The organism is Paludibaculum fermentans, assembly GCF_051172195.1.
Classification (GTDB): domain Bacteria; phylum Acidobacteriota; class Terriglobia; order Bryobacterales; family Bryobacteraceae; genus Paludibaculum; species Paludibaculum fermentans_A.
Genome location: NZ_JBPJAQ010000001.1, coordinates 3,460,140 through 3,478,757, shown reverse-complemented (window position 1 = coordinate 3,478,757; position 18,618 = coordinate 3,460,140). Strand labels below are relative to the sequence as shown.

General features: G+C 61.3%; 17 protein-coding genes. 9 read left to right on the top strand and 8 right to left on the bottom strand.

Annotated elements, in window-relative coordinates; all coding sequences use genetic code 11:
- Positions 1 to 58: 58 nt before the first annotated feature.
- The 6 genes from ACR9Y2_RS14200 to ACR9Y2_RS14175 form a co-directional block, all read right to left on the bottom strand.
- On the bottom strand, positions 59 to 1,894 hold the full coding sequence (locus ACR9Y2_RS14200) for a sigma 54-interacting transcriptional regulator (RefSeq protein ID WP_435042000.1): 1,836 nt from the start codon (positions 1,892 to 1,894) through the stop codon (positions 59 to 61).
- Positions 1,895 to 1,900: 6 nt separating this feature from the next.
- Positions 1,901 to 2,353 (bottom strand): response regulator, encoded by a 453-nt coding sequence (locus ACR9Y2_RS14195; protein ID WP_435041999.1) that lies wholly within the window; start codon positions 2,351 to 2,353, stop codon positions 1,901 to 1,903.
- A gap of 3 nt (positions 2,354 to 2,356) precedes the next feature.
- Positions 2,357 to 3,835 (bottom strand): sensor histidine kinase, encoded by a 1,479-nt coding sequence (locus ACR9Y2_RS14190; protein ID WP_435041998.1) that lies wholly within the window; start codon positions 3,833 to 3,835, stop codon positions 2,357 to 2,359.
- Positions 3,836 to 3,989: 154 nt separating this feature from the next.
- Positions 3,990 to 5,150, bottom strand: coding sequence for a tetratricopeptide repeat protein (locus ACR9Y2_RS14185; protein WP_435041997.1), 1,161 nt, complete (start codon positions 5,148 to 5,150; stop codon positions 3,990 to 3,992).
- Positions 5,147 to 5,896, bottom strand: a complete 750-nt coding sequence (locus tag ACR9Y2_RS14180; protein ID WP_435041996.1) for a hypothetical protein — start codon at positions 5,894 to 5,896, stop codon at positions 5,147 to 5,149. Before ACR9Y2_RS14180 ends, ACR9Y2_RS14185 begins: the two co-directional genes overlap by 4 nt.
- 303 nt (positions 5,897 to 6,199) lie before the next feature.
- Complete coding sequence (locus tag ACR9Y2_RS14175) at positions 6,200 to 6,556, bottom strand: hypothetical protein (RefSeq protein ID WP_435041995.1); 357 nt, start codon at positions 6,554 to 6,556, stop codon at positions 6,200 to 6,202.
- On the opposite strand from ACR9Y2_RS14175, the gene ACR9Y2_RS14170 reads away from it, so the two are divergent.
- From ACR9Y2_RS14170 to ACR9Y2_RS14155, 4 genes are all read left to right on the top strand, one after another.
- Complete coding sequence (locus ACR9Y2_RS14170; protein ID WP_435041994.1) at positions 6,445 to 6,978, top strand: two-CW domain-containing protein; 534 nt, start codon at positions 6,445 to 6,447, stop codon at positions 6,976 to 6,978. The genes ACR9Y2_RS14175 and ACR9Y2_RS14170 overlap by 112 nt on opposite strands.
- A gap of 260 nt (positions 6,979 to 7,238) precedes the next feature.
- Positions 7,239 to 7,580 (top strand): ArsR/SmtB family transcription factor, encoded by a 342-nt coding sequence (locus ACR9Y2_RS14165; protein ID WP_435041993.1) that lies wholly within the window; start codon positions 7,239 to 7,241, stop codon positions 7,578 to 7,580.
- Positions 7,580 to 8,059 carry an SRPBCC family protein gene (locus ACR9Y2_RS14160; RefSeq protein ID WP_435041992.1) on the top strand — a complete coding sequence of 160 codons (480 nt, stop codon included), beginning with the start codon at positions 7,580 to 7,582 and terminating at the stop codon, positions 8,057 to 8,059. Before ACR9Y2_RS14165 ends, ACR9Y2_RS14160 begins: the two co-directional genes overlap by 1 nt.
- Positions 8,060 to 8,259: 200 nt before the next feature.
- Positions 8,260 to 8,694 (top strand): DUF6924 domain-containing protein, encoded by a 435-nt coding sequence (locus ACR9Y2_RS14155; protein ID WP_435041991.1) that lies wholly within the window; start codon positions 8,260 to 8,262, stop codon positions 8,692 to 8,694.
- Here the strand turns inward: ACR9Y2_RS14155 and ACR9Y2_RS14150 are convergent.
- Positions 8,685 to 9,770, bottom strand: a complete 1,086-nt coding sequence (locus ACR9Y2_RS14150) for a carboxypeptidase regulatory-like domain-containing protein (protein WP_435041990.1) — start codon at positions 9,768 to 9,770, stop codon at positions 8,685 to 8,687. The genes ACR9Y2_RS14155 and ACR9Y2_RS14150 overlap by 10 nt on opposite strands.
- A 92-nt stretch (positions 9,771 to 9,862) precedes the next feature.
- Here ACR9Y2_RS14150 and ACR9Y2_RS14145 point away from each other — a divergent pair, with 92 nt between their 5' ends.
- Positions 9,863 to 10,939: a hypothetical protein gene (locus tag ACR9Y2_RS14145; protein WP_435041989.1), complete on the top strand. Its 1,077-nt coding sequence runs from the start codon at positions 9,863 to 9,865 to the stop codon at positions 10,937 to 10,939.
- A gap of 227 nt (positions 10,940 to 11,166) precedes the next feature.
- Positions 11,167 to 14,517, top strand: a complete 3,351-nt coding sequence (locus ACR9Y2_RS14140) for a carboxypeptidase regulatory-like domain-containing protein (RefSeq protein WP_435041988.1) — start codon at positions 11,167 to 11,169, stop codon at positions 14,515 to 14,517.
- 57 nt (positions 14,518 to 14,574) lie between these two features.
- Here ACR9Y2_RS14140 and ACR9Y2_RS14135 read toward each other — a convergent pair whose 3' ends face one another.
- Positions 14,575 to 15,897, bottom strand: coding sequence for a glucuronyl esterase domain-containing protein (locus tag ACR9Y2_RS14135; protein ID WP_435041987.1), 1,323 nt, complete (start codon positions 15,895 to 15,897; stop codon positions 14,575 to 14,577).
- Between the two features lie 90 nt (positions 15,898 to 15,987).
- Between ACR9Y2_RS14135 and ACR9Y2_RS14130 the strand changes: the two genes are divergently transcribed.
- The 3 genes from ACR9Y2_RS14130 to ACR9Y2_RS14120 all read left to right on the top strand — a co-directional run bounded on the left by ACR9Y2_RS14130 (position 15,988) and on the right by ACR9Y2_RS14120 (position 18,618).
- Positions 15,988 to 16,848 carry a Nif3-like dinuclear metal center hexameric protein gene (locus ACR9Y2_RS14130; protein WP_435041986.1) on the top strand — a complete coding sequence of 287 codons (861 nt, stop codon included), beginning with the start codon at positions 15,988 to 15,990 and terminating at the stop codon, positions 16,846 to 16,848.
- Between the two features lie 116 nt (positions 16,849 to 16,964).
- Positions 16,965 to 17,549, top strand: coding sequence for a L,D-transpeptidase (locus ACR9Y2_RS14125; protein WP_435041985.1), 585 nt, complete (start codon positions 16,965 to 16,967; stop codon positions 17,547 to 17,549).
- Positions 17,473 to 18,618 (top strand): SPFH domain-containing protein, encoded by a 1,146-nt coding sequence (locus tag ACR9Y2_RS14120; protein ID WP_435041984.1) that lies wholly within the window; start codon positions 17,473 to 17,475, stop codon positions 18,616 to 18,618. The genes ACR9Y2_RS14125 and ACR9Y2_RS14120 overlap by 77 nt, the downstream gene beginning before the upstream one ends.

Here is an 18,618-nt window from a genome sequence, read left to right as displayed (position 1 = left end):
CGAATTCGCGAGATTTTCGCGAACCCGCGACGGAATTCACGAAGTCGCCAGCGGTGGGTCAGGCGTTCTTGAAACGGAACTTATTGATCCTGAGGGAGCGGATCTTGGACTCGAGGGTGGAGGCTGGCATGTTGAGAAGGGCGGCGGCGCCGGAAGGACCGGAAACCCGGCCGCCGGTGGAGGCCAAAGCAGCCTCAATCTCCGCTTTTTCTTCGCTCGCGGGCAGGTGGTGGGTGGCAGGGGCCGCCGCATCGGACGGCGCCGGCTCGCGGGTGATCCAGCTTGGATCGACGGAGAAGACGTCCGACTCACAGACGATGACTGAGCGTTCGATGACGTTCTGGAGTTCGCGGATATTGCCGGGCCAGGAGTAGGCTTGCAGCAATTCGAGGGTCTGCTTTTCGATCGTCCTGATCTTCTTGCCCGCCTTCCTGGAGTAGCGGTGGATGAAGTAGTCGATCAGGGTGGGGATGTCATCGGTTCGCTCGCGGAGGGCTGGGGTCTGGATGGGGAACACATTGAGTCGGTAGAAGAGGTCGTTGCGGAACAGGCCGGCGGCGACTGATTTTTCCAGATCGCGATTGGTGGCGGCGATGACGCGTACGTCGGCGCGGATCGACTGACTACCTCCGAGGCGATCGAACTCGCGTTCCTGGAGAACGCGCAGGAGGGCGATTTGGGTCTCGGGCGGCAGTTCCCCGATTTCGTCGAGAAACAGGGTACCTCCCTCGGCGAGCTCAAAGCGTCCGAGGCGCCGTTGCAGGGCTCCCGTGAAGGCGCCTTTTTCGTGGCCAAACAATTCGGAGGCGATCAGCGCGGCTGGAGTAGCCGCGCAGTTGACGGTGACGAAGGCGCGGGCCGCACGATTGGAGCGTTTGTGAATGGCGCGGGCCACGAGTTCCTTGCCCGTGCCGGTTTCGCCCGTGATCAGAACGGTGGAGTCAGTCGGCGCCACTTTGGCGACACGGGCGAGGACGGAGCGCAGCACGGGCGACTCGCCGACGATTTCTTCGAACATCGACGCCTTGGCGATTTCTTCGCGCAGGGCGAGGTTCTCCTTGAAGAGAATGTCGCGCAGTTTGCGGATTTCTTCGAGAGCGTGCTGGAGTTCCGCGTCGGCACGCTTCCGGTCCGTGATGTCGGAAACCGCGCCGAGCAGTTCAGTGCGGCCGGATTCGCCGGCATTGGAACGGCCCCGCACGTGGAGGTGTTTGACTGAGCCGTCGGGCATGAGGAGGCGGTGTTCCAATTCGAATTCCGTCTTCTCTCCGGCCAGCCGCTGAAAGGCCTGGTGCAATGTGGGCAGGTCGTCGGGATGGGTCCGCCGGGTGACGTGGTCGAGGGTAATTTTGATGGACGGATCGTACTCAAAGATGCGGAACGTTTCGCGGGACCAGTAAACCTCCCCGCTGTCGACGTCCCAGCCGAAGCTGCCGGTGTGGCTGATGCGCTGCGCTTCAGCGAGGTAGGCTTCACTGCGACGGAGCGAGTGCTCGGCGCGGGCCAGTTCAGCTCTTTCGCCTGCTTCGCGCAGGGCCCTTTGCACCGAGGGCACCATTCTGGAAAGGCGGGTTTTGAAGACGTAGTCGGTGGCGCCGATCTTGAGAGCCTCGATCGCAACCTCCTCGTCGAGCGTTCCGGAGACAAAGAGGAAGGGGAGTTGGGGGCAGAGTCGCCGGGCGATGCGCAGAGCGGAGAGGCCATCGAAGGACGGAAGCGTGTAGTCCGCCAGGATGAGGTCGAAGCCACCTTCTTCGAGCGAGGCGGTGAACGCGTTTTCAGTCTCCACTCGCGTGATTTCGCAGTCGATGTCAGCGGAATCCAGGTAAGCCCGAACGAGTTCCGCGTCGGTGAGATCGTCCTCGAGATACAGGATGCGCAACGGAGCAGTCATTGCGGGCTAGTTCTTCGGCATGCTGCCCGGCGGCGGCTCGTTGATGATGGCCCAGAACACGCCCAATTCTTTGATGGCGTTTACGAACTCGTGGAAATCCACCGGCTTGACCACATAGGCGTTGACGCCTAGGCGATAGCTGGCGACCATGTCCTTCTCCTGATTGGAGGAGGTGAGCACGACAACCGGAATCAACCTCAGTTGGGCATCCGATTTGATCTGCTGGAGGACCTCCAGCCCGTCGACTTTGGGCAGCTTCAGATCCAGCAGGAGGACAGCCGGATTGTCGTTCGCGCGGTCGCTGTATTTCCCGCGGCAATAGAGGTAGTCGAGGGCTTCGGCGCCATCGGGAGCCACGACCACCTCGTTGGCGAGGTTGTACTCCTCCAAGGCAGTCAACGTGAGTTCCACGTCCTTGGGGTCGTCTTCGACCAGAAGAATTCTTCCTAACTTGCTCATCGATTAGACTCCCTTTGAAGTGGAAAGTGAAAAGTAGAACGTGGCGCCCTGATCGAGCACACTCTCAGCCCACACCCGGCCGCCGTGGCGGTGAACAATGCGCTGCACGGTGGCGAGGCCGATGCCAGTGCCCTCAAAAGTTTCGGGCGGGTGAAGCCGCTGAAAGACACCGAACAATTTATTGACATAGCGCATGTCAAACCCTACGCCGTTGTCGCGAACAAAGAGTACGACCTGGCCATCCGCGTGACCCTGGCATCCGATTTCGATCTCGGAACGAGGCCTGGTGCGAGTGAACTTGACGGCATTCGCGACGAGGTTCACGAAAACCAGGCGCAACATGGAGCGGTCGCCGTAGGAGGAAGGGAGTGACCCGACAGTCCAAACGATGTCGCGCTTCGCAGCTTCGGGCCGTACTTCCGCCAGCGCTTCCTGTACGAGTTGCTGGAGGTTCACGCTAGTCATGCGCGTTTCGGCGCGGCCGATGCGGGAGAAAGCCAGGAGATCGTCGATGAGAGCACCCATGCGCTGGGCCGATTCCAGAACCATGGCGACATAGCGCTTGTTGCGGTCGTTGAGGACAGGAGCGGCGTTCTTCTGAAGCAGCTCAGTAAACCCGGCCATGTGCCGCAGGGGTGCACGGAGGTCGTGCGAAATGGAATAGGCGAAGGCTTCGAGCTCTTTGTTGATCGCCTCAAGCTCGACCGTGCGTTTGCCCAGCTCCTGATTGAGGGTATTGATCTCCTGTTCGCGCTGTTTGCGATCCGTGATGTCGTTGTTGGTTTCGAGAATGGCGACAGGGCGCTGCAGTTCATCGCGGCGAAGAGACCAGCGGCTGGCAACGAAGACGCGGGTTCCGTCGGAGCGGGTCTTCTCCAGCTCGCCATCCCAGCGGCCGGCGGCCAGCAGCTCAGCGCGGATCTCCTCGATGGGCAGGGGAAAGACGGTCATCAGGAGCTCGTGAGCCTGGCGGCCGACAGCCTGCTCCGGTGTCCAGCCGAACAACTCCTGCGCACCACGATTCCAGTAGGTGATGGTATCGCTCATGTCACGGACGAAGATGGTGTCATGCGTGAGGTTCAACAGGCTTGCCTGCCTGTTGCGCTCTTCGACTTCCAGGGCGAGTTTATCTAGAGCTTCGCGGAGGTCGGCCTCGACGCGGCGCCGAACAGAGCTGAACCAGGTGACCAGCAGGGCGAACGAACTGAAGACGAGGAAGTAAGGCAGGTCGGAGGGGGAGACCACGAGGGAGTGGAGCGGCTCGACAAAGTAGTAGTCGAAGCTCACGCAGGAGAGGAGCAGGGCGACGGCGGCGGCAGCGGGGCCGCCGAACCAGGCGGTGATGGCGAGCGCGAAGAGGAACAGGGGGACCGCGGCGTCGCGCAGCTGGAGCATCTCCATCAGGCGGGATGCGAGAAGAGCTAACAGGACGGAGGCCACCGCCAGGGCAAGGCGCGCCGCGGGCGAATGGAGTTTCGGCATTTGAGGATTCAGGTGCGCCATGACGTGCCCAGCCAGGTTACCCAGAGACCCTTGTCAGGGTCGAATGTTAGGCACTATGATAACCCGATTTGGGAACCGGTTCGGCTCGTCGTACCGGACAACCCGGGGACAGCAGAACGGCTGGAGCAGCGGGCTATTGGCGCAATGGTCCTGGCGGTTGCTGCTGGAATTGGCCGCCGTCCGTGCGGACTGCTTCGCCGGGTTCAACGGCGCAGGGCCAGGAAGAGAACGTGGAGTGATTGAGCTGCAGGCCGGCGCGGCGGATGCGGCGGCTCCAGCGATCGAGGCGTTGAACGCCGGGCTTATCCCCCGAGGTTCGCAAGAGGCTTCGATAGAGAGCGATCGAGTTGAGCAATTCGTCCCTGGCTTCGGGGACCCGCCGGGCGAGAATCCACACAGCACGACGCACTGCTGCAGCCGACTGGACGGGACGGCCGAGGGCGGAATCCAGGCGGGCCTGATTCAGAAGTGCCCGCGCGGTTTCAGGGTGATCCGGTCCGAAGAGCCCAGCCGCCAGGGGCAAGGTACGGGTGAGCAGCAACTGGGCGGGCGCAAACCGCCGATTTGAGAACTGCACATGGATGAGGAGATTGGCGGTTCTAACGAAGTTGGGGCTGTTCTCTCCCAGCAGCCGCCGCCAAGCGGTGAGGGCGTGCAAAAACTCCGATTCGGCCATGTCCAGGCGGCCCTGCCTGAGATAGAGGTAACCGAGGTCGTGGGAGACAACCGCGACTTCCCAGTGATGCGGGCCAAGTGCGGCGGACATCACCTCTTCGCATTCGACGAGGGTCCGCTCCGCTTGCCGCAAGTCTCCGTGGAGTGCGTAGCCTGAGGCCAGATTCACATTGATCCGTGCGGTCTCGAGGTGGCGCGGGCCTAAGAGGGAGCGTGCAATGCGCGAGGCCTGCTCCAGATGGTTGAGTGCCTCTTCCAGGCGTTGCTGACGAGTGATGGCGACACCGAGCAGGCTGAGAGCGGAGGCCGTCTCTGAACTGAAAGTGCCGTGGTCACGGAGGTCGGCTTCATAGATTCGGCGGGCGAGCGCCTCAGCCTCGTCGAGTCGCTCCGTCTCAATGAGAAGCACCGCGCGGCGGCTGAGCACCAGCCGGTGTTCCGAAGCAGTAAGATCCCGTCGTTGCAGGAGGAGGTCATATTCACGTTCGGCGCGTTGAAACTGCCCCGACGCTTTCCATTGATCCGCAAGGCGGAGGGCCGACTCAAAAGAGCCGGCGCCAACCTGGACCGCAGGCAGGGCGAGGGTGAGCAGCAGAATCAGGTTGGGCTTCGCGTTCATCCGGCTTCCCAGGCGGCGCCAGCCGGAAGGCCTGCCCCTTTGACCGGATAACCGATGAGATAAGTAATGGGCACCAGACCGGACCGCTCGATGCCCAACCGCCAGCGGTAAGCGGCACCGGAATGGGGTTCAATCAGGTCTTCGAAGTCTTCCCGGGAATAGGATCGGAGACAGGACATCCACCCATCGAATAGGAGTGTGAAGGGAACAATTGGAATGAGGTAAGTCCAGAAGAGCCGAGACCAGCGAAATGGACGAATGCGCGGCGTCGCGAGAAGGCCGAGCAGCGGCACACACAGCACGGAGAGCAGGGTCCGCAGTTCGCACTGGCTGGCCTCGAAGATGGCAATGCCGGTCCTGCCGGCGAGCGCATTGGCAAGGACATTTCGGAGTTCGTCGGCGGAGAGGTGATGCGCTGAAGAGAAGATTGTGCGAAAGCCGGTCAACCCGGCCGGTACCCGGGCCGCATTTACGGGTTTCGGGTGGAAATTGATGCGTGCATCCGAGTTCAGCGACGCCCGGGCGAAAGCATCCAGGTTTGGATGTTTGTCGGTGAGGCAGACGGTGACCGGAAAGCAATGGGAATCCCTCATGTGGCGCGAAAGCTGGATCCACGGACCACCCGCGCCGGAGCAGAGGTCGAGGACGTGAGTGGCGCCAGCGGCAGCCAAGGCCTCGCGTAACAGCGGCGCAATGGGCTGGTAGGCATTCGTCATCTCCCAAACGGCCTGCAGCGCTTCAGTCACGAGATCCCGAAGATGCGCCGGGAACCAGGCGCTGTCATGGAGTTCGAAAAGCCCTGGCCTTCTCAAGTAGTATGTGTACCTTCCATTGCTTCCATAACGAGTCATAGGTACCCGATGTTGCGGAAGGCCCGTTCCATTCCCTGAACATGCCGCCCGATTCATCGATTGCCCTGCTCTACTGTGCCCGATTTCCGCGCGGGTGCGGCTACAGCAGGGGGTTAATGTTACAAGTTCGGCAAGCAGGAGAAGTGCGTCATCACGGCGCTCCGGGGGAAGCGAAGAGGTTCTCCCAATGTCCCGGTTCTAGGGCCTGGCCCGCCACCACTGGAGCAGCGCGTAAAGGGAACCCGCAAGAAAGACGGGGCCGAAGATCTGCTTGTTATAGCGGGCGAGCCAGAGGGGGAGATAGATGTCGAAGTTGTCCGTGCGAGCGCCGGTATAGCGAGCAGCCCAATCAGTGGACGGACAGCGGCCATGGTTGGCAACCAGTACGGCGCATTCGATCAGGACGAGCGCCGCGAGAGCGGCGGCCCAGATGAATTCCCGGAGTGCGCCGGCAACAGGGATCGCGAAGATGCAGAGAACAAAGAAGAGCCAAACGGCCGTATGAAGGAGCTTCACCGCGACCAGGGGCGCGGTTCGCTCCGGTGGTGGTTGCATGTGAAAGCCTATCCGCTGCTTCCGGCGCCGGTTTGGCCGAAGCGGCCTGGCCGGTACGCAGGATAGCCATATTCAGACTAACATATCCTGTTTTATTCCCGATAAGGGATTGGAGGTTCCAGGTGAACCAGAACTCTAACTGTTGGGATGTCAAGAAGTGTGGCCGGCAACCAGGGGGAAGCCGAAGCGCCGACCTGGGCATTTGCCCAGCCGCAGTGGACGAGAAGGCCAGCGGACTGAATGGCGGCCAGAGCGGCGGCCGGGTCTGCTGGGCGTTAACGGGCACACTGTGCGGCGGCACAGTGCAGGGATCCTTCGCCCAAAAGCTTTCAAACTGCATGCAATGCGACTTCTACCAGCAGGTTCAGAGGGAAGAAGGAAAGAACTTCCAGTCATTCAAGGCCGTTCAGGCACGGCTGTAAGCACCCAAGCCAAAACCGTTTGTCCCCATCAATATAGGCCGACTGTGCCTGGCCGTCTCCATCGAGCAGGTTGCCAGCACGACTGACGCTGATCGCACATTCGCTGGATGAGCAGTCATGGTTCACCGGGAACCGCTGACGCAACCAGCACTGCACGGCAACCGTGCCTCCCGCACAGTGGAGTGAACTTTTTCATTGACTCGATACGTTTGCCCTGCTAATCTTCCAACTAGTTAATTAACTACTTGGTGAAATATACAATGCAAACTGCCGATGCGCTCAGCACCACTTTGGCAGCACTGGCGGACCCGACGCGCCGGGCGATTCTGGAGCGGCTCGCTTCGGGCGAGGCGACCGTCAACACGCTGGCAGGCCCTCTCAAGATGAGCCTGCCCGGGGTTTCAAAGCACCTGAAAGTTCTGCAGAAGGCGGGGTTGGTGGTGCAACGGCGAGATGCGCAGCGCCGGCCCTGCCGGTTGAATGCGGCCCGATTGCAGGATGTGGCGATCTGGGCGGAACGGTTCCGCAGCAACTGGGAGGAGACGTTCGAGCGGCTGGATCAGTATCTGGCGGAGATCACGGTGAAGGGGGAAAGCAAGTGATGCACGGTATCAAGCGGGAAGGGACGCTCACGCTGCCCAACGACAGAACGATCCTGATGCAGCGCGTATTCGAGGCTCCGGCACGAGTCCTGTTCGATGTGTGGACGAAGCCGGAGCATGTGCGGAAATGGTACGCCGTGCGATCCACCACAATGACGGTGTGCGACATCGACCTGCGGGTGGGGGGCGCTTGGCGCTGGGTGATTGTCACACCCACGGGGATGGAGGTCGCATTCTCAGGAGTATTCACAGAGATCGATCCGCCGCGCCGGCTGCAGAGGACTGAGGTCTTTGAGGCGATGCCCGGCCCTGGCGCCCTGGTTACGATTAGCTTTGATGAGCGGGACGGGCAAACCACACTCTCGATGGAGATGGTGTTTGACAGCAAGGAAGAGCGGGACTTATGCCTGAAGTCGGGCATGGAATTGGGCGTGCAGGAGTGCTACCAGAAGATCGACGAACTGGTGGCGGCGCTGTGACTATCGCGGGCAACCGGGGCCAGTTGCTCCGGCTGCCCGCAGATTGCACACCAGGAGTAGCACGCGAGCCGGCGGCCGTGTGCCACGGCGCAACCGAGTTGTAGCCTGGGATAGAGTTATAAAACGCGATGCGCGCCTGGATCTACTGCGGCACTCTCTTGATGTGCGCGATTGCGACCGCGTGCCACGCTCCCCACCCCTTGTCTTCCCAGACTCTGCCCAGCAGCGTGAATCCACTCGTGATCCGGACTGAGTTCGCTCAAGAGGCAACTTGGAAGAGAATCTGTGAACTGATCCGCGCGCCGGTACAGCTGCCTGGCGATGCATTTTACGCCCATGTGGACTTTCTGGATGACGTCGCGTTCCGGGGCCTGAACAAGGACCAGTTGGTGGCGCTGGCACCCAGGAACTACAACCATTCGGTGTTGTTCGTAGTGGATGGAACGACGTTGCGCCAAGCGGATTTCCCAATTCTGGTGGTTGATCTGAACACGCAGAGAGGGCGCTCGTTCCGGGCGATCCCGTCCTCGATACAGGCCATTGAGAACAATCTATCCATCGCCAACATGGATTTCTTCGAGTTCGCGGACTCAGCAGGGAAAGACGGAGTTTTTCGCGGCTTTCCTCAGCGGTGAACAGGCGCGAACTGGCGCGCCAGAGGCAGGGTAATATTTACGCCCGTGGACTCCTCGTCGTCCTTCACCCGGACCTCAGTAGGCTTGGACTCACCCGGCGTATTGGTGAAGAATACTGCCGCGGATGGCGCGAGGTCACGAACGCTGCCTGGATTCACAGCAACGACGTAGTCGCTGCCCGGTAAGGGCTCGATCAAATAGCGTCCGGCGGCATCGGTGCGGGCGGTACGCATTGGCTTCGATGTTTTCCAATCCTGACTGTAGGACTCAACAGCCTGGACAAGGACACCTGCGACCGGTCGACCGTCAGGAAAGGAGACTTTGCCAGAAATGCGACCGCGCGGCCAAAGGGCCAGATCCCAAACTTCGCAGGATCCAGCGGCGAGGGGCACGCTGACCGGCGCAGGCAACGCACCGAATGGCTCTGATTCTTTTCTTCGTGCGGGCCAGCCAGGCTGAGTATTGTTGTACTCATCGTCGGGAAGGAATCCAGGCTTCGCCACCGCGAACTCATAGCTACCCGGCGGCAAGGCTCGGAGTTCATAGCGGCCTTCCTTGTCCGTGATGGTCTCGAACGCCTGGCCGGAGGATCGCGCCATGACCGTGACGCCGGGAATTGGACGGCGGGTGGCGTTGGAAACGCCGCTTCGGGTGACGATGCCGACAATTCGAGAGGGCCCACCCTGCGCCTTCACACGCAGAGCATCGAGGATGTGTTCATTGCCCGCGAGGGAGAATGTCCTGGAGCAGGACGACATGAAGAAGCGGGGCTTCAGCCCAGGAGTTGATTCCGCAAAGATCACATACCGCTCACCAGCCTTGAGCCGGCGATAACAACTGGTTCCGGCCATTGTGTCAACATCCACTTCGCGCATACCCTGGGGCACGTTCCACAATGGCTCCTCGATGACGACGCGAGCAGGACCAGATCCGTGACCTTCGCCGCTATCGACGATTACCCGTGCGACGAAAACAGTCTTCCCGCTCCGCATTTCCTGGCAAGGGCTGAAGGCATTTTCACACCAACAGCCGAAAACGGGAGTGGAAATCAGAAATGCGGTGGCGACCAGACGCATTTGCACATGTTAGGGCATGTGGGAGAAGGCGGCAAGCGGGCAGGGTTGCAGGAGCACGGACACCATTACTGGCATTGGGCTAGGCTGGGAAGGTGGGTTCTTTTCGGACAGTACTGCCTCTTTTCCTGTTGGTATCCACCGCGTTGGCTTCGACGCCGGCGAATGCGGCGAAGGAGGCCCGGGCAACGGTCAGCCTGGATGCGGATCGAGACGGTTTGGACGATGACCTGGAGCAGGCGCTTCTGGAGCAGTTCGTGCCGGTGCTGCAACTGAGCGCGGGCGAGTGTGACGGGTCGCCGGCCGAATTTCGGCCCGGATTGCCGCAGCCGCAATTGCTGGCCCGGAATGGCACCCTGTACGGGCAGTCGTTTCCACGTACATCGCCTACGGTCTCAGGGCGGTTGATCGAATTGCATTACTACCACCTCTGGACGCGGGACTGCGGCCGGGGCGGGCATGCCCTGGATGCTGAGCACGTGTCCGTCCTAGTGCGGGATCAATCCACGACCACAGCCCGTGAGGAGTGGAAGGCCCTGTTCTGGTATGCCGCCGCGCACGAGGATACGGTCTGCGACTTCAGCAGCGCGGCGAAGGCAAAGGACCTGGAGGCAGAGGACCGTGGGGCGACCGTCTGGGTGTCTCGCGGGAAACACGCGTCGTTCCTCCATCGCGGCGCCTGTACGTGGGGCTGCGGAAGCGATGTGTGCGAGGGCAGCAAGTCCTGGCGGGCCAGCCGTGTCGTCAACATCGGCGAAGCCGCAGCGCTGCTGAATGGAGCTGGGTGGATCCGGTCGACCCGCTGGCCCATGTTGGAGAAACTGGGCATCGACTTTACTGAAGAGCTGATGGTTTCGCTAAGCAAGCGGAAGGATCCGGGCGTAATGACGCTGCACGTTCCGTTGCGGACTCCGCAAGCCGTGCTTCTGGCCGGGGATTCGACAGCGGATGCCCTGGTTGCCAGCGGCAGCAAGACGGGCGGAGCGCTGGCGGCCGCGGGCGGCAGTACAGACACGGCCGTAATGAAAAGCGCGGATAAAGCATGGGGAGCGCTGGGAACGGCAGGCGTAAAAACAGGGAATGCGGCAACAAAGAGCACCAAGGCAACGGGACGCGCCCTGCGCGCGACGTTCCGGGAAACCGGCCGTTTCCTCGGGATCAACCGTAAATAGAGCCGCGCTCCCGCAGCCAGGCGACGCGCCACCTGCCATGGGCGCACTACATCCGCGCCCCTTGCGCCGGCGTGCTCCACACACTGCGAATCATCGCGTAACTCCCCGTAAACAATCGAATTAATTGAGGCTCTGAAGTCAAACCTTCATGATAGATTCTCAGAGTTGAAACCTTTGCACGGCAAGATGTAATGGAGAAATTCTTGTAACGGGAGCACTTGGGGTCCATGTCAATTCGATCCACTCTACTTGCGTTTTCACTCCTGATCTGTCCTGCAGTATGGGCGCAATTCGATTCCGCCGCTGTCGTCGGCGCAGTACGCGATGAGCAGGGCGCGCCGCTTTCGGCCGCTGTTGTCACGCTGCGGAACAACGATACCGGCATCGCCATCACCTCCACGACAGGCGAATCAGGGGAGTTTGCATTTCCAACGGTCCGCATCGGCACCTACCACCTGACGGCGGAAGCCAAAGGCTTTGCGAAAGGCTCCGCTGAGAATGTCACCGTGAGCGTGAATGCGCGGCAACGTGTGGACTTCACGCTGAAGATCGGCCAGGTAAATGAAGTGGTCACTGTCGACGCCACCGTACCATTGCTAGAGACGGATAATTCGTCCAAGGGCCAGGTGATCGCCACGCGGCAGATGGTGGAACTGCCTCTCCAGGGCCGCACCTATTCCAGCTTGGCGCTGCTGGCGCCCGGCGTAAGGCAATCGCAGGTGGGCAATCAGGGCTCCATCGCGTTCCGGCGGGAAGGGTCCTACAACGTCAACGGCCTGCGCAGTGTCTGGAACAACTTCCTGCTGGACGGGGTGGACAACAACTTCTACGGCACCACCAATCAGGGTTTTTCGAACCAGTCGGCACAGCCTTCGCCGGACTCGGTGGCTGAGTTCCGCATGGTGGTGAATGCCTATTCCGCCGAGTTTGGCCGCAGCGGCGGCGCTGTGATGAATGTGGCTTCAAAGTCGGGCGGCAACAAGTTTCACGGCTCGGCGTGGGAGTTCCTGCAGAACGAAAAACTGAATGCGACGGGCTTCTTCAAGCCGGTGCTGAACCAGAAGCCGCTCAACAAGCGAAATCAGTTTGGCGCGACGTTCGGCGGTCCGATCGTCAAGGACCGCACGTTCTTCTTCGTGGACTATGAGGGCTCGCGCTGGCGGCTGGCTCCGTTCGCGTTGACCTCCTTGCCGACTGCCGACCTGCGCAACGGCATTCTACCGGTTGACGTTCGGGTGCCGATCACGTTCACCGATGACCAGGGCCGCAGTGTCGCAGCCGGCACGGTGATCCCGGCTGGACAGGCGGTGCCGATGACGAAGTTCGCACGCAAGGTGCTGGCAGAACTGCCGGCTCCCAATCGCACTGGAGCGGGCGCGATCGGCATCACCAACAACTTCGGCGGCTTCGACCTGAACCGACTCGACGAGGACAAAGGCGCGGTGAAGGTTGACCACAAGTTTACCGACCAGTTGACGACGTTCTTCCGCTACACACACCGCAAGCAGAACATCTTCGCGCCCGGCCTGATCACTGGCTTTTCGGGCGGCAACAACCTGGGCTATCTGGACACCTTCAACCAGCAGGGCATCGCGGGGGTGACGTGGGCGCGGCGCTCGAACGAAGTCTGGGAGGGCCGGTTCGCGGTGACGCGGCTGGGCATGGACCGGCTGCCGGCTGCCATCGGCGGACCTTCGATGAAGGAGCTGTTCGGGATCACGGGACTGCCGGAAGGGCCGCGCATCCAGGGCGGCATCACGCCGCAGGACATCACGGGTTTCCCTCGATTCGGACGCCAGTCGACGAATCCGCAGGCGCAGTTCCCCACCACGGTGAACGGCCGCCTGAACGTATCGAAGATCCTGAACCGGCACAATCTGAAGGCCGGGTATGAGAGCCTCTACCTGGCGATCACGGTGGACGATACGAACCCGCTGTATGGCATCGACGGCTTCGGCGGCCTGTATTCGCGCATCCCGGGGCAGAACTTCGGCTCCTACGCCGGTGTGGCCAACACAATCAACTCGCTGGCCGATTTCTACTTTGGCGCGCGTTCGTCCTACCAACTCGCGACACAGGTGCAGGCCCGGTCGCGGCAGCGCGGCAACTGGTTCTTTGTGCAGGACGATTACCGCGTGAACAGCAAGCTCACGCTGAACATGGGCCTGCGCTACGAGCTGATGACGCCTGTTTACGATGCCGACAACAAGCTCGCCAACTTCGATCCGGCCCAGAATAAGTTGATTGTGGCCTCGGATTCCGACCGCAGCCTGCAGCAGACGAAGCACAACAACTTCGCTCCGCGCCTGGGCGCGGCCTACCAGTTGAATGCAAAGACGGTGTTTCGCGGAGGCTACGGCTTCGGCTGGAACTTCTGGAACCGCATGGCCTCGGCGGAGTACCTGGATACGAACGCTCCGTTTGTCACCCGCTTCTCTGCCCTGAACAGCGCCGCGAATCTCGGCACGCTGTGCAGCGACAACAACTACAGCGGCTGCTTCCGCACGCGAGAGATGGGCTACCCGACGAGCTTGCCGTCGAACGTGATTCTCTACATCGATCCGAAAACGCCCTGGGGTTACGTGCAGAACTGGCACTTCACCATCCAGCGGACGCTATTCAAGGACACACTGCTGGATCTGGCCTACGTCGGCAATCGCGCCGATCACCTGCCGGTCCTGGGCGACTTCAACCAGGCGCGGCCCATCACCGCGCAGGAGCTTGCCTCTGGCCTGACCACGGGCGGCACCCTGCTGGCACGCCGTCCTTATCAGGGGTTCAACAACATCACCGGCGTTGTGCCCACGGCCTTCTCGAACTATCACTCCCTGCAGGTGAAGTTCGAGCACCGCTCCGACTGGGTCACCCTGTTGAGCTCGTTCACCTACTCGAAGGCGATCGACACAGTGGGCCAGGTGCTGGAGTCGACGAACGGCGGCAGTCCGAATCCGCAGGACATTCGAAACGTAGCCAACGACAAGGGCGCGTCGAGCTTCGACCAGCGCTTCAACTCGGTGACGAGTTTCGTGTTCGACGTGCCGTATGGCCGCGCCCGTCGCTGGGGCAAGAGCATGCCCTATGCCCTGGATGCGATCACTGGCGGATGGCAGGTGTCTTCGATTGTGACGCTACAGAGCGGCCAGCCATTGAACATCCGCTATCCCGACACGGCGGGCATCGTTTCAGACGGGCAGCCGGACTTCTTAGGCAATGTGGCGCTGCGACCCAACGTGATCGACGGCACGGCCGGGGTGCGGGCCGCAGGTAGCGACTACACCAACTACTTCAACCGGGCGAACCTGGCGATTCCTGCCGTCACTTCGCCCTTCGGCAACCTGGGCCGCAACGTGGCCTACGGTTTCCCGCTCTACCAGACCGACATGGTGCTCGCCAAGAACTTCGCACTGCCGATGATCAACGAAGGCGCTCGGCTGCAGTTCCGGGGCGAGTTCTACAACCTGTTCAACAAGACGAACTTCACGGCTCCGACGGTGGATCTGTCCAGCGCGTCCTTCGGGCGTTCCGGTTCCACCTTCGATCCGCGGTATGTGCAGTTCGCCCTGAAGCTCATCTTCTAGGGGCAAGTCCCAGTCCAGTCGAGTCAACGGGCGGCCGCCAGGGCTGCCCGTTTTCTTTTAGGGATGCAGGTACATCTCGAGGTATTTGGTGATGGGCACCCAGTCGCCGGGGATGGTGCCGTGACCGCCGGCATGCATGTGATAGCCGATGTCGTGAAAGATGGGCTCGCCGGCCTTGGGCATCTGATCGGTGCCGAGGCCCTGCTTACCCAGCAGCTTGTAGACGGGCTCAGCTGCGGCGGCGGCGAGGAATTCGCCCGTGGGATCGGACCACAGGTCAGTGTCGCCGGTCTGCAGGAACACCGGCCGGGGCGCCATCAAGGCGACGAGCATGTGCGCATCAACCGGGCATTGCTCAGGATGTTCAGCGTACTTGGCCCGGTTGGCGGCAAACTGGTAGCCGAAGCGCGACTCCGCGGTCATGTGCGCGATGGTTTCGCCGAAATTGCGGCGGCTCAAGGCGGCTCCCCCTTCACCGGAGCAACTGGCCACCACCAGTGCGAAGCGTGTATCGTGGACCCCGGCCCAGAGTACGGTTTTGCCGAGGCGCGATACGCCATAGAGCGCAACCCGTTTGGCATCGACTGACGTCTCTGTCTCCAGGTAGTCCATGGCCCGGCTCAGCCCCCAAGCCCAGGCGCTGATGGTCCCCCACTCGTCGGCGGCCGGCTGCGTCTGGCCCGGCTTCAAGTAGAGTGCGCGAACTCCGAAAGGCAAGCCGCCCAGGAAGTCCGGATCGATATCCCCATAGTAGATGCCGGCGACGCCAATGCCCTTCTCCAACAGCCCGTCGATCTTCATGCGGCCCAGCCCGGTCCCGCGCTGCGCCGGCACCTTCTTCTTCTCGCGATTCCACATCTCGCCGAGCTTGATGCCAGGATCATCGAAGATAGCCGCGTTGGGGGAGAAGTTGATGCACAGCAGAAGCGGTACAGGCTTCGTGGCCTTCGCCGGCACATAGATAACAATGTCTTCTTTGGGACCGTTCCTGTCCGCCGAGAAGTAGACCGTGACTTGCTTGCGCAGCGCCTTACCATCCATGGCCGGAGTGCCCTTGTCGAAGACATCGAAGCTCATGGCGGCGGGGCGGCCCGGCATCCTGCCGAACTGTTGCTCCTCATAGAGCTTCACGAGTTCGGGGCGGCGCTTGGTGTTCCAGTCTTTGGCGTTCTTCACCGGCTTGCCGTTAACCAGTTTCAGGACGTCGGGCAGTGTGTAACCGCCCGCCAGAGCCTCATCGTAGTTGACCGGGAAGCCGGCCACGACGGAAGGTGGCTTGGCAGCCGCCGGTGCCGTCGGCGGAGGGGTCTGCGCGCCTGCTTGAGTCGTGAACCAGGCGAAGACGGCAAGGGTAGTGGCGAGCCGGGGCTGGAATCGCATGCAGACATCTTATCCCCAATGCGGTTCAGGACCGGGCATGGCTCTTCTATAATTCAGACAGCCCAGGCCTATTTGGAAAAGGAGCACTCCATGTCTCACGATCGCCTCAGCCGCCGGGAGTTCGGCTTGTTCGCGGCAGCCACCGCAACCGCACAGCCCGCCGGATTGACCGCGCAACAGGTGGTGGAGCGCATCCAGAAGAACGTGGGAGTCCCCTGGCGTTCGGCAACCATAGATACATTCAAAGCCGGCAATCCAGAGACCGTGGTGAAGGGCATTGCCACCACCTTCATGACGACCCTTGAGGTGCTGCAGCGCGCCGCAGCCGCGGGAAAGAACCTGATCATCACGCATGAACCGACGTTCTATTCGCATACAGACGTCGTGACGCAGTTGACCGAAGACCCGGTGTACCAGCACAAGCGCGAGTTCATCGAGAAGAACCGATTGGTGGTCTGGCGTTTCCACGACCACTGGCACATGCGCAAACCGGACCCCGTCACCACTGGCCTGATCCAGGATCTGGGCTGGACGAAGTACCTTTCAGAAAAAGACCCACGCCTGTGCGTACTGCCCGAACTGCCATTGGGCCAACTGGCGCAGCAGATGCAGAAGAGCATGAAGTCGCGGACGATGCGAGTGGTCGGTGATCCCAAGACGCGGGTGAGCCGGGTCGTGCTCTACCCGGGCGCCAGCAATCCGATGTTCGCCGTGAAGATGAACCCGGAATCCGAGGTCTTCGTCGGCGGCGAATCAACCGAATGGGAAGGTGGAGCGTACGCCCGCGATGTCATCACGGCGGGCATCCGCAAAGGCGTCATCTTCCTGGGGCATGAGGTCTCAGAGGAGCCCGGCATGCGGCTCTGCGCGGATTGGCTGAAGACATTTATTGCCGAAGTACCCGTGGAATGGATCTCAGCCGGCGAACCGTTCTGGCGCCCGGCAGCCTGAGTGGGCGCGTGTCTGTGCAGACACGGCGTGTCTGAGCGGACACGCGCCAATAAACATACAAGTTATTTATTTTCAATAACATAACGTTTGGCCTCCGGCCTGCATTCCATGTGTGCATGGAACACAAGGAATACGGACACGGACAGTTCAGCCGCCTGTTGGCGGTGGTGATGCTGGCAGCGGCGCAGTCGCGCGCCGCCGAGAATGCGAACACGGCTCAGCGGATTGTGGTCAGTATCCCGGACCGCAAGCTGGCGCTGGTGGAAGACGGCGTGGTGGTGAAGATCTATGATGTCGCGGTTGGCAAAACCACGACACCCAGCCCCACCGGCACGTTTGAGATCGTCAATCGCATTCCGAATCCCACCTGGTACGGCCCGACGAAGGTTGTAGGACCCGGTAAGACCAATCCAGTGGGCACGCGCTGGATGGGCCTGAGCGTCAAGGGGTACGGCATCCACGGCACCAACCGGCCCGACTCCATCGGCAAGGCTGCTTCCAAAGGCTGCATCCGCATGCGCAACGAGGACGTGGAAGAGCTGTTCGAGCTCGTGCACGTCGGCGCCACGGTCGAGCTGTCCGTCGAGACTTCCGAATTGTTCCAACCCAAAGGAGACCACCTCAATGTTGTTGCTCAAGTACCTCTTGATGGCGACCGGAGCATCGTTGCTGCTGGCGGCGGCGATCATCCTCGTCCATGACCTTTACCTGCTGCTGAAAGTCCGCCGCGTGGAACCCGCGGAGGGTGATGTCGAAACGGCGGGGGCACCGGAACCCGTTCGCCCTATCCGGTGGCGGCTCGGCCTGCGCCTGGCTATCCTGGCCGTCCCGCCGGTGTTGATTGCGCTGAGTATCCTCGTGATCCCCAGCGGCTCCGCCGGGATCCGAGTCAGCCAGATCTCCGGGCCCCTGCCCGGTACACTATATCCCGGCGTCCACGCCGTAACACCCATGATCGATAGCGTTGTGCTGTACAACATTCGCGAGAGCGTGTTCACCGCCGCCGCCTCTGAGGATCCGAAGAAGAAGCCGGAAGGACTGCGTTCGCAGAGCAAGGAGGGATTGAACGTGAGCCTGGCCGTCACGGTGCGCTACCGCCTGGACCCAAACCAACTCTACAAAATCCATACCTCGCTACCAGAATTGGTGGACGAAGACGTGGTCGCGCCGGTCGTTACCAGCGCGTTCCGCGAACTCACCACCAACTACCCTATCCGCGACCTCTTCGCGGGCAAACGCGACGAGATCCGGCAGATCGCGGCCGGGCGCATCGCCAAGCGCCTTTCAGCGGATGGCATCGTGGTGAAGGAGGTGATCCTGCGCGATGTGCAACTGCCCGCCGAATACGCTCGCGGCCTGGAAGCCATGCTTCTGAAGGAGCAGGAGAACGAACGCCTCACCGTGGAGTTGCAGGCCAAGGAGAAAGAGGTAAAGGTCGCCCAGATGGAAGCCTCCAGCCAGCGCGACATCGCCATCAAGGAGGCCGAAGGGCAGGCGCAAGCCAAACTGTTGGACAGCCGGGCAGAGTCGGAACGCCAAAAGCTACTGGCGGAAGCCGAAGAGGTGAGAATTCGGCGCGTCGCCTCGGCCAATTCGGAGAAAATGCGGTTGGAAGCGGTGGTACTGAAGGAGAATCCCATGCTGATTCAGAAGATCATCGCCGAACGCCTTTCCGACAAGGTGCAGATCATGATGATTCCCGCTGATGTGAAGAACTTCTTCGCCACCGATGTACTGCGCAGCGCCATGACCGGGCATTCCGCGCAATGA